This is a genomic window from Coleofasciculus sp. E1-EBD-02, from assembly GCF_040218245.1.
Lineage (GTDB): Bacteria > Cyanobacteriota > Cyanobacteriia > Cyanobacteriales > Coleofasciculaceae > Coleofasciculus.
Genome location: NZ_JAVJQN010000060.1, coordinates 1 through 13630, shown reverse-complemented (window position 1 = coordinate 13630; position 13630 = coordinate 1). Strand labels below are relative to the sequence as shown.

The window sequence follows — 13630 nt, the reverse complement described above, 5'->3', positions numbered from 1 at the left end:
GTGTTTATAACCTGGTGGGTTACGGCGGATATAGGATTAGATGGTTCGTTTTTTTACGAAGCACCGCCTAACCCACCCTACAGGTGGACATTCAAATCGGGTTTATTTGCCCAACATCGACTGTTGCTCAACCTCCTGTTCCCATAACACCTCTGCGGACTCTGGGACTAAACTCACCTGCACCGCACAAGCTTTTAACTCCGGTTGTCCTGAATCCGGACAAGATTCTGGATGGGTTAAGGCATTCGCTTCGGCATTCGCTGCCCACAACGCCCCCCAATGCATCGGCACAAATACTGTCCCTGGCGCGATCGCTTTCGTTACCTGAGCCGGAAACCGACTTTTGCCCCGGCGCGATCGCACGTCTACCCAATTCCCGTCTTCAATCCCCAGTTTCTGGGCATCACGAGGGTGAATTTCTAGGAACGGTTGCGGATGCATTTGCTGAATCTTGGGAATATGACCCGTCCGAGTTTGGGTGTGCCAGTGACCATAAAGGCGTCCCGTTGTCAAGACCAACGGATAATTCGGATCAGGGGGTTCTGCCAATCCCCGTGAGTGATACGCGGCAAACTTTGCCCGTCCATCGGCGGTGGGGAAGCGCCAATCTGTGTACAATCGTTTTGTATTTGTCGGGGTGGGTTTAGTCTCATTAGAGGTTGAGGACTTATCGGTAAACCCCGCCTCCGGGTTTTCCTGCGGATGGGGCCACTGAATGGGACTCTCCTGTAACTGCTCATAGCTAATACCCGTCATATCGCAAACCCGCCCCCGGGTGAGTTGCACGAATTCTCGATGCACCGCCGCCGAATCCGCAAAGTCAAAGTGTTCCGTAAACCCTAAACGCCTTCCAACTTCGGCAAAGATTTCCCAATCGGCTCTAGATTCGCCAACTCGGTTGCGGAATTGGGGACATAAGGTTACCACCCGTTCGGAATTCGTCATCGTTCCCGTTTTTTCACTCCACTGGGCGGCGGGAAGGATGACATGAGCATAAGCGGCGGTTTCTGTAGGATAATAGGCGTCTTGATACACCGTAAACGGGGACTGCTTCAACGCCGCTTTCGTGCGTTCTAAATCGGGCATACTCACCGCCGGATTCGTCGCCGCAATCCAGAGGAATCCGACTGCACCTGTCTCTAATCCCAGGATCATATCCCAAGCTGGTAAACCCGGTTCTGGGGAGATTTGCCCCGGCTTGAGTCCCCACAATTGTTCCAATTCTGCCCGATGTTGGGGATTCTTTACCAACCGATAACCGGGCAGAATATGCGCCAGTCCCCCTGCTTCTCGTCCCCCCATGGCATTGGGTTGTCCGGTGAGGGAAAAGGGTCCAGATCCCGGTCTACCAAGGGTTCCGGTCATCAGGTGTAAGTTAATCAATGTGCGGACTTTGGCGGTTCCTTCCGAGGATTGGTTCATCCCCATTGACCACAAGGATAATACTCGTTCCGAATCCCCCCAATATCGAGCCGCCTTCTCCAATTCATCTAACCTTATCCCACACTTACGCGCTACGAGTTCGGGGGGATAGTGGCGAATGATATCGGCGTAGAGGGGAAAGTCTCGCGTACAGTCATCAATAAATAGGGTATTAATTTTCCCCCAACGCATCAGCAAATGGGCAATTCCATTCAGCAAGTCTATATCCGTACCTGGTCGAATCGCTAAATGTAAATCAGCAGCTTCTGCGGTGGGAGTACGCCGGGGGTCAACCACAATCATTTTCACCTTGCGGTTCTTTTTACAATGTTTGCGTAGGCGATTAAATACGATTGGGTGACATTCGGCGGTATTTGTACCAATTAAAAAGGCACAATCTGTTTGTTCTAAATCCTCGTAGCAACAGGGGGGACCATCTGACCCGAAACTCTGGATATAACCCGATACGGCGGAGGACATACAGAGGCGAGAATTGGCGTCAAAATTGTTAGTACCCAGACAACCTTTGAGTAATTTTTGGGCAATATAATAGTCTTCCGTTTGAAATTGACCAGAACCATACATACAGATGGATTCAGGTCCTTGGGTAAAACGGACGGTTTGCAGTTGGAGGACGATGCGATCGAGGGCTTCATCCCAACTGACTCGTCGAAAGGGCTGATCCAATGAGTCTCGCATCATCGGATATTTGAGACGATTTTTATCCAAGGATTCGCTTACTGTCGCTCCCTTGACACAAACCTTTCCCTGGCTGGAGGGATGATCGCGATCGCCCCGTACTCGCCATATTGGTGTTCCTTCACTATCGCGATGAGTGGCTTTACCAGGTTGGGCGGGTGGCGTGACCTCTAAACCACAGCCCACACCGCAATAGGGACAAAGTGTTTTTGTTGAGTTAGTCATGGATTTTTTTAGGGAACAGGGAACAGGGAACAGGGAATTAAAATTTAGAATTCATATCTTTTTGACTATCTTTGGGTTCAGGTTAAGGAAATAAAAGTGTTGATTTGGTATAAACAGCAACAAAAAGTCATGGGATATGAAAAAATTACATTGGAGAAATGCTAATTTTACAGAATGGTGTGAAAATGAGCGTATTTCACTATGAGATAATAGAGGACAGTAAAACCAGGGAGAGAATCCCAAGCCTTCTCTCTTTAACCCCCCTTTCAAAGGGGGGCAAGGGGGGATGGAGAGAGGTTTTCCAGATCCCGTGGAACGTAAGATTGGAGGTTAGGTGCTGGTTGATGAACTGGGTACACGCGATCGCATTCCGGTGAACAACGTCTCATCTCAGCCAATCGTCTGGGATGTTGGGTGTCGCGATCGCTCTCCAACCTACGCGCTAACCTCGACAAGATGAGAGCCTTATTCTATGATGTGAATAAGCGGATTTTTGACGGGACGAAGCGGGGGCAAAAAACCCGGTTTGCCGTCAAAACGCTAGGAACCTTGACAATTAAAGATTTCAGCCGTTTTTGAGAAAGGGCAAAAAAGGCAAAAAGTCCATTTCAGCGTTTGGATTTCGTCAGCCGTCAAAATTGGCTGTGGGAGTCCCGGCTAGAAAGGGTTTCAGAGGGCGGGGTTTCCTTATAATGAATCCCGGCAACGGGATTGAAACGCTTACAACGCTACGTCGGATGCACAATCGGCAAAAAAGTTTCCTTATAATGAATCCCGGCAACGGGATTGAAACCTTGCTAACAATCACTTCGCAAATTCCCCGTTCGGGGTTTCCTTATAATGAATCCCGGCAACGGGATTGAAACTCGGCTTTTACCAATGGGCTGAAACACATTGGAAACCAGGTTTCCTTATAATGAATCCCGGCAACGGGATTGAAACAACCAAAAGACTGGAATACGCTATTCAGCCCTGTCATGGTTTCCTTATAATGAATCCCGGCAACGGGATTGAAACTCAAAGCTGGCATTTTTGCTAAACTTGACTATTTTTTGGTTTCCTTATAATGAATCCCGGCAACGGGATTGAAACGAGGCGATTGCCGCAATCGTCGCCGCCAGGGTCGCACCCTTCAAAGTTTCCTTATAATGAATCCCGGCAACGGGATTGAAACGCACTAGCCTGTTTATTGCCCCTATCGCTTCGGAGTTTCCTTATAATGAATCCCGGCAACGGGATTGAAACTTCAAGCTAAAAACTTTGATCACCAATCCATCCTCACGTTTCCTTATAATGAATCCCGGCAACGGGATTGAAACATCTTGTTTGTCGGGTGAAGTCCTCGTGCTCAGCAAGAGTTTCCTTATAATGAATCCCGGCAACGGGATTGAAACACATAAACCAAATTTTAAAAGATTCACTCAAATCCCCCCATAAACCTGTAGAGACGTAGCATGCTACGTCTCTACAAAGGGATGTCGATAATTGGCTAACTTACCAATGAATCATCAACATCAATGGGTTTGTTCATCCACCAAAACTGGAACACCTTCGACTGGCAATTCGGTTTCTTCACCTTCATGATGTGTCGCAAAAGATCCTTTAGGTTCTCTGAGGAAGAACCAACAGAGGAAGGTAACCACTAATGCTGTAACTCCTAAGGTTTGGAAGAAAACGCGGTTACCCATATCGCCTTCAGGGAGCAAACTAAATAGAGTCAGATAAGCAACCGCGCCAACATTACCATACGCCCCAACATTACCCGCAATCTGACCCGTAACTCGGCGCTTGATTAACGGCACCATGGCAAAGGTAGACCCTTCACCAGCTTGGACAAAGAAGGAACACCCCATAGTGAGAATAACCGCAGCAGGTAGCCACCAACTCCCATTTACGGTACTCAACATCAGATAGCCAATTCCCATGCATCCTGTCAACACCGTCATCGTCCATTTCCGGCTACCTAAAGTATCTGAAATTAATCCGCCACCGGGACGTGAAACTAAGTTCATAAACGCATAACTAGCAGCAATCATTCCCGCTAATTGCTTACTCAATCCAAATGTTCCTTCAAAAAAGGCGGGAAGCATAGACACAACGGCTAATTCTGAACCAAAGTTGACCACATACGTTAATTCCAGAAGGGCGACTTGGGAGAAGTTGTAACGATCCTCAGCAGAATACCGTTTTTTACCCGTCATCAGGTCTTTATTTACATCCCAGCATTTGTAAGCCTGGAACAGATATAACCCCAACAGTGCTAACCAGGTGATAATTAATCCAGTTTCATCTAAGAAACCAACATTACTTAAACGCCAAGCCAAGACAGCCAGAACACCCACCAAAGGAACATTCATCAGCATCAGGAATCCAAAGTCCCGCTTGGTGGTGACTTCTAAGCCACCGTGACGCTTGGGTTTCTGATAAACTTTACCCGGAGGTGTATCTTGAACGTTTCTATAGTAAAAGATGCCATAGAGTGCAGCAATAATACCAGTGAGTGCGATCGCTAATCGCCAGTTGATCAATCCACCCCCAGCGCCAACCGTTAATAACGCCGCGATTGTGGGTAGGGCAAACGCAGATGCAGCCGAACCAAAGTTACCCCATCCCCCATAAATTCCTTCAGCCAAGCCAATTTCTTTGGGGGGAAACCATTCCGCCACCATGCGGATACCAATCACGAAGCCTGCACCTACAATACTTAGGGCTAAACGGCTGATCACTAATTGGCTAAAGTCTTGTGCCAGGGAAAAGGCAATACAAGGAATGGCGGCATAAACCAGCAACACAGAATAGGTTAACCGTGGACCAAAACGGTCGAGTAACATACCGATAATAATCCGAGCCGGTACCGTCAGCGCTACGTTACAAATCGCCAATGTCCGAATTTGTGCCGCACTCAGCCCTAATTCTTCTTGTACGGCTGTCGCTAATGGGGCAAAATTGAACCAAACGACAAAGGAGAGAAAGAAGGCGAACCACGTTAAATGTAAAATGCGGTATCGACCGCGAAATGACCATAATTCTTGCAGCATCTGTTACTTAACCTTGTGTAAAAATTTCAGAATGGGGGCAAATTTAATCGAGCAATTTTTTTATCCATTGAATTCGTCAATTGCTCTCACTTAACCGAAGTAATTTATTTACGGTTCCCCGATGTCCGCTACAAGAATCACACCCTTGCCAGAGAGGTTTCGTATATTTAAATACAAAATATGATTGAATATGCATTGGCTGCATAATTTTAATTCTTAGATTGCATAATTTACCTCAACTATACATGTAGAGACGTTGCATGCAACGTCTCTACAGGTTGACATCAATGGATTGAAATGGGCTGCTAGGAGAATCAATCACAAGGGAGATATCCTGAGCAAATTTCTCCTATCTCCACAGGAAGGGATGGGCAAATCACCTGAACTATCCAAACTGGTAAGTAGGTGGGGACAATTAAAGTTAACGGTGGGGATCGTCATTCGTCATTCGTCATTCGTCATTTGTAAGGGTTTGAGGCTTGTTAACATAACTTCATAAGGTTGAGTTTATTTCCACCAACCTACTTAGTTTAATTTTTTTTACTCAAATTCTGTACAATATTTGGCGAATCCTTGATTGGGGATGAGGCTGAAATAAAGCCGCGATTAAATTGCTTCCTATATAAGGAATAGCACAGACAACTCCCAGGATAGACCGCCATCGTTCCCAATTCAACCAGGCGCGTCTAGCCGGATAAATGCGCCAGAATCGATTGACTGAACACATCATCGTGTTATGAATTCCGCTGACATCATGCCACCAGCCAGCCGGTAAATAAAGGGTTTCCCCGCGTTCTAAAATGACCTCTTTTTTATGTTCTAGGGCTTGCTTAAATTTAGGAAAGGCGTCAAAATCGGGATGCTCTAAAGACACCTGACTAAAACAGCACCGCAACTTCATCCCATGACGTAAATGACCGAGAATGGGAAAGGGATAAAGATTGTAGGTTTGAGAGGGAGGAAACAAGGCAATTTTTTTGACCCCATGCAGTTGAATGAGGGTATTGTCCAGGATATCGTAATGCAATCCAGAACGATGACTTCCTGAACCAATATACATTTTAAAGTCGGTGACAGCTTGAGTAAAACCAAGTTTGTCGCCCAAGGTTTTCCAGGTAGAGGTTTGGGTTAGTTGGGTAGTCTTGAGGGGGGCTTTCCCCAGATAAAGATCATTTTCTTGAACTTCGCCACGGCGCAAAAGTTCGGCATAGTCAGAGAATCGCATCGTTTCTAAGGCGACGCCACTACCGACACAAGAACGTTTAGCCTCTCCACTGTTATAATTAGCCCGTTCATAATTCCGCACCATAAACTCACGATCGCCAATTTTTGCACAAAGATAATCCAGCGTCCAGTCTGGTTCATTCTCCAGCAATCCGGTAATCACGACAGGTGTACCCGTTTGTTGATAGCGTTGGCTAAAGGCTTCTGGCGTGAGGGTAGATATATCGACACGCGGTACAGAGGAAATCGAAAGGTTCATTGGCACATCAAACTCCTGAGAAAAGATTGTCGATGGTTAGGGAAGCCGCTGAAACGTCTAGCAGTCGGGAACATTTGAGAAACGGGAACAAAGACTAAACAAAGCGCATCTTGGCAAGGGTTCAACTCTATATTAAAGAGTAGGGGTGGGGGCGATATCCGAGATGATGTTCAAAACACTTGACAATTGATCAAAGAAGTGACCAAAATGATGAAATTTGCGATCGGTCATTGGCGAACAAGGATAGGAATCTGGACAACGACACGGTATAAGAAGATACCATAAATTGCCGAAAAATGCCGGAAAAATTGCCAAAAACTGATTCTGCTAACCAGAAACGCCCAATATCCGCTCAAATTCAATCGGTGTGAGGATGTCATGTCAAACTATGTACTGCCCCTATTAACCACGCTAACCCGACGAGTTAAAGCCAATTTCGTGAACAAGACGCATCAGACGGAGGCGGTACAGGAACGGTTTCTGCTAAAGCTGTTGCGACAATATGGTAACACCGAACTAGGGCGGAAATGGGGGTTGAGAGAGATTAGCACCATCGACCAATTTCGCGATCGCGTCCCGGTTCTGCCCTATAGTAGTTATGAACCCTACACGGAACGCATTTTCCAGGGTGAGTCTAATATCTTAACCCCTGACCCCGTTGTCTATCTTAATCTCACCAGTGGTTCCACGGGTTCAAAGAAGCTGATTCCCGTAACCAAGCGGTTTCAGAATTCCCTAAGAGGGGCTAACTTAACCAGTATGGGGTTCTTAGCCGATGCGCTGAACACTCGCAACCGTAAGTTTGGTAAACTCTTAATTACCAACTCCGTGCAACCCATGGGACAGACGCCAGGAGGGATTCGGTACGGTTATGCCAGTGTTGGCGTACTGCGGATGGGGAAATTTCTCTACCAACAACTGTTTGCCCATCCCTTTGAAACCCTGCAACCGGGGGATAGCCTAGTCCGCCATTACGTTTGCTTACTCTTTGCGCTACGCGATCGCACGATGCGGGGGATGATTGCTAATTTTCCCATGCTCCTGCTGCGAACGGCAAGTTATTTGGAAACCTACGCCGAAGATTTAATTCGGGATTTAGACAAAGGGACAATAGCCAATTGGCTAGACTTAGAATCTGGGATTCGGTCACAATTAGAGGATCAATGGTCCGCTTATCCGGAACGGGCGCGGGAACTACGAGATATTTTACACCAAGAGGGACGCTTAACGCCGAAACAAGTTTGGTCAGAGTTATCCTTTGTCGCCACCGCACGCGGCGGTACGTCTGATTTCTACTTTCAGCGCTTTCCCGATTATTTTGGCGATACGCCTGTGTTTGGGGCGGTTTATTCCTCAGCAGAAGCGACATTTAGTATCTACCCGGATGTAGACACCGATGGGAGTATTTTGGCGATTGAAAGCGGTTTCTTTGAATTTGTTCCCGAAGATCAATGGGACGCCGAACATCCCAAAACCCTCCTGGCGACTGAGGTCAAAGTTGGGGAACACTATCGCCTCTTAACCACAAATTATAGTGGGTTTTATCGCTACGATATTGGCGATGTAATCGAAGTTGTTGGATTTTACAATAAGACGCCCTTAATTGTTTTCCGTTATCGTCGCGGCGGAACAATGTCGGCTACTGCAGAGAAGACAACGGAACACCATGCAACTCAGGTGATGCAAGCTTTACAACAGGAATTTGACGTACCTTTAGAAGATTTTTGTCTAACCCTTTCGGAGAGTATTGTCACCGCCCATTATTTAGTCAATATTGAATTAGTACCAGGTCAACGTTTGGACAATCCCCAAGCTTTCCTCGCCAGTTTTGACCGTAAACTGCAAGACGCCAATACATCTTATGCGGTAAAACGACCGGATAATTATATCCCCGCGCCCCGCTTACGGATATTAGCACCGGGTAGCTTTGCTATTGTGCGTCAGCGTCAGTTAGAACGCGGTGTTCCCGATTCTCAGTTAAAGTTTCCTCATATTAGCAATGATCGGCAATTTTTGGCAGGTTTGAAGGTGTTAGAAGAGATTAGATTAACTGGAGATAGTGGCGAGTAGTGATGGGGAAGATGGAACGTCTGTTGTAGGGGCGGGTTTTACCATTAACATTTGATTTGCACCCTGATGTTACTAAACCCGCCCCGACTAAATGACATAAGACATAAGACAAATGACAAATAACTATTGGCAATCTGCTGTTCTCACAATTGTATTAGGGGGTCAAATTTTTGGGTTAGGTACGGTTGAGGCGACAGCAAACCAGAAACGCACCGCTTGCCAAATCAAGAAAGAACTGGCTTGTACTGGTGTTTTCATAACGCCAGATTCGCAATTTCTTGAAGAATTAGTCACCCATTACATCAACCGCATCCCCCTGGAAACCACACCACCCGACTTAACCGTAACCGAAGCCGAACAATTCCGCGATCGCTTCATAGAAAAACTCACTCCTATTTTAGGACAACGCATCGGATATAAAGCAGGACTCACAAGTACAACCGCGCAAGAACGGTTTAATATCTCCCATCCCTTACGCGGGATTCTCTTAGAACAAATGTTGCTACCCAGTGGGTCAATTGTCCCCGCTAATTTTGGCGCACGTCCCCTATTTGAAGGAGATTTAATCGTCAGAGTCGGAAGTGATGCAATTAATGAAGCCACAACTCGCCAAGAAGTTTTAGCCGCCTTAGATGCCGTCATTCCCTTTATTGAACTGCCAGATTTAATCTATGACTCTGGGGTAAAATTAGACGCCGCTGACCTAATAGCAATTAACGTGGGGGCGCGTTTAGGAATTGTGGGCGAACCGATTCCCCTGGCGGCTACTCCCGAATGGCAAGAACGGTTAGGTAAGATTCAAATAGTGATTGTGGATGAAACCGGAAAGGAATTAGCCACAGGTACAAGTAATGTACTATTAGAACACCCCTTAGACGTAGTTTTGTGGTTGCGGGATGATTTGAAATCTGTAGGAAAGCGACTCAGAAAAGGCGACTTATTATCATTAGGAACAATAACCCCATTAATGCCCGTAGAATCCGGAAAAACCATTCGCGCCCAATACTTCGGTTTAACGGAACAGGAGGTTGTTGAACTATCCGTAATTTTTGAATAGTTGCGCTTGTAGTTGCGCTTTAGCGCCCTAAACGTTAAAACACCAACCATAAACGCTCAAATCATATCATATCTTGACAATTGCTCCTAATTGCAATACTGTAAAAGCCATCGTTTCAGGAGTTTTCATTCAGGGGTGTTTAACCGAACATGATAAGTAGTCGGACAAAAGAAAACGGCACTGTACTAAGTTTTGTAAACAAGCCTCAAACCCTTACAAAGGACAAATGACGAATGACGATCTCCACCGTTAGCTTTTATTGTGTCCACCTACTTATCAGTGCCATTTTACTTCAGTATCAGGGCGCACGTCGGTGCGCCCCTACGGGAATATTGGTTAAACATTGATAAAATAGTTAAATCTATTTTTATCTACCAACTGAATTTATTAACTATCTATGGTTCCTTCAATTGATCCCCAATTAGCCATTCAAACCTCAAAATCAACCCAACTTCCCCAACCGCCAACATTTACCTCAAAAGAAGCGGAACGCCTGCATCGTAAACAACACTTAGCCGCCGCCTTCCGTCTATTTGCCCGCTACGGGTTTGATGAAGGAATTGCGGGACATATCACAGTGCGTGACCCCGAATTCACCGATCATTTCTGGGTAAATCCCTTTGGCATTTACTTCGGTCATATTCGGGTTTCTGATTTAATATTAGTTAACCATAACGGTGAAATTGTCAAGGGGGACAACCCCGTCAACGCCGCCGCCTTTGCCATTCACGCCCAAATTCACCAGGCTAGACCTGATGTTATCGCCGCCGCCCATGCTCATTCCCTCTATGGCAAAAGTTGGTCAACGCTGAAACGTCACCTTGACCCCATCACTCAGGATGCTTGTGCCTTCTATGAGGATCATGCCGTGTTTGATGACTATACGGGTGTTGTTTTGAATACAAACGAAGGTGAACGTTTGGCGGAAACATTAGGGAAGAAGAAAGCGATTATTCTGGGTAATCATGGTTTATTAACCGTGGGACATTCAGTCGATGAAGCCGCCTGGTGGTTTATCGCCATGGATAGATGTTGTCAAGCGCAATTGATGGCGGAAGCGGTGGGTAAACCTAAGTTAATTAATCCAGATACGGCGAAGTTGACCCATAGTCAAGTGGGTTCTCATTCTTTGGGTTGGTTTAGCTTTCAACCCCTTTATGAGATGATGATTAAACAGGAACCCGATTTATTGGATTGATTGGGAAATCCGGCGGAGGAACAGAGGAATGTGTAGAGACGTGCTTTTGAAGCGTCTGGCTTTACTCCTTGGCATTTTCCCCCTCATCCCCTAACCCCTTCTCCCACCCCCCTCGTTCCCCCCTGCGAGGAGGGATGACAAAGGATGCTTCGCTTTTGTTTCATGGGAGAAGGGGAACCGGATTATCTTGCTTCCCTCTTGCTCCCCTCTTGCTCCCCTCTTGCTCCCCTCTCCCAAGCTTGGGAGAGGGGCTGGGGGTGAGGGCTGGCGTGGGAGAGGGGTTGAGCTTAAGTTGACGCAGATGAAAGCTTGCGCCCGATTTAATCGTCAAATCTATTCCACAATTTTAGCTGTGTCACGCCGCAATTTTGGGCAAAAATTAAAAGTTAGTCAGGGCGGGTTTTGCATAAAGGTTATTAGCCATGGCGACATGAAATTTCCTAAACGCTTTACCGCTTACGTCGAGAAACTGTAGGGGCACCATCCTTGCGCCCGATTTAATCGTCAAATCTATTCCACAATTTTAGCTGTGTCATGCTGCAATTTTGGGCAAAAATTAAAAGTTAGTCAGGGCGGGTTTTGTATAAAAGTTATTAGCCATGGCGACATGAAATTCCCTAAACGCTTTACCGCTTACGTCGAGAAACTGTAGGGGCGCAAGGACTTGCGCCCGATTTAATCATCAAATCTATTCCACAATTTTAGCTGTGTCATGCTGCAATTTTGGGCAAAAATTAAAAGTTAGTCAGGGCGGGTTTTGTATAAAGGTTATCAGCCATGGCGACATGAATTTTCCTAAACCCGCCCCTACAAATATCGGGTTTTGTATAAAGGTTATTAGCAATAGCGACATGAAATTCCCTAAACGCTTTACCGTTTACGTAGAGAAACCGTAGGGGCACCATCCTTGCGCCCGATTTAATCGTCAAATCTATTCCACAATTTTAGCTGTGTCACACCGCAATTGTGGGCAAAAATCAAAATTTAGTCAGGGCGGGTTTTGCATAAAAGTTATCAGCCATGGCGACATGAAATTTCCTAAACCCGCCCCTACAAACCCAATCCCTAATCGCCAATCGCGGTATTTCTGGCATCTAAAAATTTTAATTGCTGATAGAGCATGGTTATTTTAGGAACCGCCACCCCAACCGCTTGCGCCGCCCGCATGGGATTGCCAAACATGGCTTCGACTTCCAAGGGGCGATGACAATCATAGTCAATTTTCATGCTGGTACGATAGGGTTTCATCTTCATCGTATAATCCAGCATTTTTTGGACAAAGCTTTCTTTTATCTCTAAACTATACCCCGCCGCCCCAGCTACAACCTCTCGCATCAGTTGTTCCGATAGCTGATACCCATGAGTATCCTTCATCATCGCATCCGTTGTCGCATCTAAGACGACAGATAGACCATTATAGGGAATATTCCACACCAACTTTTTCCACCGGGCGAGGAGTAAATTCTCAGCAAGCTGAATCGGAATATTGGCTTGCTCAAAGTCAGCCGCAATCTGACGCATTGTCTGTGTAATTCCTTGAGGCTGATGGTTATTTCCATAAGCACCTAGCTGGATTTGACCATAATCGAGATGGTGAATTTGACCCAAACCAATTTTATTAGAACAGACAAAGCAGAGTCCCCCTAATACTTCCACAGTTTCCCCGACTATGGCGGCAATTTCGGGTTCAACCCCTAACCCATTTTGTAACGTAATCACCACAGTTCCCGGTTTAACCAGAGGCGGAAGCAGGTGAGGAAGGAGATGATTTTGGGTGGTTTTTAGAGCGATTAATACTACATCACAAGGGGGTATATCTTTGACATGGTTGTAGGCATTTACCTGGGGTAAGGTAAAGTCTCCGAAGGTTGACGAAATTGCCAAACCATGCTCTTTCACATAGTCATAATCGCGCCGGAGGAGAAAATGGACATCGAGTCCCGCTTTTTGCAAGCAAGCGCCGTAAAAGCCTCCGATCGCACCTGTACCAATTATGGCGTAATGTCTTCCCATAGGCTGAATCTCCTGATTCTACTCCTGATTTATATCAAAAAATCGGGAAAATCGGCATTGATCTTATGTCATTATTCACACAACGGCAAAGAGTTTGGCGGTTCTGTCGAGAATCGAATATTGCATGGCGATAACTCCAGGGATACTACGCCGCACTAAATTGGGGGCAATTCCGGCAAAAACCTGGTGGGAGGATATGGCTGCACCTTGACAGGAATTGAGTACGGCTAACCCTAGGTTCCGGTTCCCTAAGAAGAAGTTAGCGAAGTTGGTGAGAACAGGGCGACCCGATCGCATTAAATGGAGTGGTGTTGTTAATTAAGCCAAGCGGGTCGCCCCTACAGGAGAATTACAGGGGTTTGGGTTCTGGTATCCGGCATGGGTGAAAGGGCAAGCGATCGCCTATTCTTATCTATCCCGATCTG

Annotated in this window: 10 protein-coding genes and 1 CRISPR repeat array; of the genes, 4 read left to right on the top strand and 6 right to left on the bottom strand. The window is 46.3% G+C overall.

The window, feature by feature from the left end; all coding sequences use genetic code 11:
* Positions 1-102 precede the first annotated feature (102 nt).
* Positions 103-2346 carry a molybdopterin oxidoreductase family protein gene (locus RIC07_RS10365; RefSeq protein ID WP_446394447.1) on the bottom strand — a complete coding sequence of 748 codons (2244 nt, stop codon included), beginning with the start codon at positions 2344-2346 and terminating at the stop codon, positions 103-105.
* A gap of 334 nt (positions 2347-2680) precedes the next feature.
* On the opposite strand from RIC07_RS10365, the gene RIC07_RS10360 reads away from it, so the two are divergent.
* Positions 2681-2806: a hypothetical protein gene (locus tag RIC07_RS10360; RefSeq protein WP_446394446.1), complete on the top strand. Its 126-nt coding sequence runs from the start codon at positions 2681-2683 to the stop codon at positions 2804-2806.
* A 221-nt stretch (positions 2807-3027) separates the two neighbouring features.
* A CRISPR array of direct repeats spans positions 3028-3740; the repeat unit is 37 nt; unit sequence GTTTCCTTATAATGAATCCCGGCAACGGGATTGAAAC.
* Between the two features lie 120 nt (positions 3741-3860).
* Here the strand turns inward: RIC07_RS10360 and RIC07_RS10355 are convergent.
* The 3 genes from RIC07_RS10355 to RIC07_RS10345 all read right to left on the bottom strand — a co-directional run bounded on the left by RIC07_RS10355 (position 3861) and on the right by RIC07_RS10345 (position 6867).
* A complete protein-coding gene (locus RIC07_RS10355; protein ID WP_446394445.1) occupies positions 3861-5384 on the bottom strand; it encodes an MFS transporter in 1524 nt (507 codons plus the stop codon).
* A 318-nt stretch (positions 5385-5702) separates the two neighbouring features.
* The gene (locus RIC07_RS10350) at positions 5703-5825 is read right to left on the bottom strand and encodes a hypothetical protein (protein ID WP_446394444.1); all 123 of its coding nucleotides are present in this window, start codon (positions 5823-5825) and stop codon (positions 5703-5705) included.
* A 103-nt stretch (positions 5826-5928) separates the two neighbouring features.
* Entirely contained in the window at positions 5929-6867 is a 939-nt protein-coding gene (locus tag RIC07_RS10345) for a cupin-like domain-containing protein (protein ID WP_446394443.1), read from the bottom strand.
* A gap of 378 nt (positions 6868-7245) precedes the next feature.
* Between RIC07_RS10345 and RIC07_RS10340 the strand changes: the two genes are divergently transcribed.
* The 3 genes from RIC07_RS10340 (at position 7246) to RIC07_RS10330 (ending at position 11192) form a co-directional block, all read left to right on the top strand.
* Positions 7246-8937 carry a GH3 auxin-responsive promoter family protein gene (locus RIC07_RS10340; protein ID WP_446394442.1) on the top strand — a complete coding sequence of 564 codons (1692 nt, stop codon included), beginning with the start codon at positions 7246-7248 and terminating at the stop codon, positions 8935-8937.
* Between the two features lie 112 nt (positions 8938-9049).
* Positions 9050-9994: a 2-keto-4-pentenoate hydratase gene (locus RIC07_RS10335; protein ID WP_446394441.1), complete on the top strand. Its 945-nt coding sequence runs from the start codon at positions 9050-9052 to the stop codon at positions 9992-9994.
* A 397-nt stretch (positions 9995-10391) separates the two neighbouring features.
* Positions 10392-11192 (top strand): class II aldolase/adducin family protein, encoded by an 801-nt coding sequence (locus tag RIC07_RS10330; RefSeq protein ID WP_446394440.1) that lies wholly within the window; start codon positions 10392-10394, stop codon positions 11190-11192.
* A 1065-nt stretch (positions 11193-12257) separates the two neighbouring features.
* On the opposite strand, the gene RIC07_RS10325 is transcribed toward RIC07_RS10330, so the two are convergent.
* Both RIC07_RS10325 and RIC07_RS10320 read right to left on the bottom strand, forming a co-directional pair.
* Positions 12258-13205, bottom strand: a complete 948-nt coding sequence (locus RIC07_RS10325) for a putative 2-dehydropantoate 2-reductase (RefSeq protein ID WP_446394439.1) — start codon at positions 13203-13205, stop codon at positions 12258-12260.
* A gap of 75 nt (positions 13206-13280) precedes the next feature.
* Positions 13281-13502 carry a CHAT domain-containing protein gene (locus RIC07_RS10320; protein ID WP_446394438.1) on the bottom strand — a complete coding sequence of 74 codons (222 nt, stop codon included), beginning with the start codon at positions 13500-13502 and terminating at the stop codon, positions 13281-13283.
* Between the last annotated feature and the right edge of the window lie 128 nt (positions 13503-13630).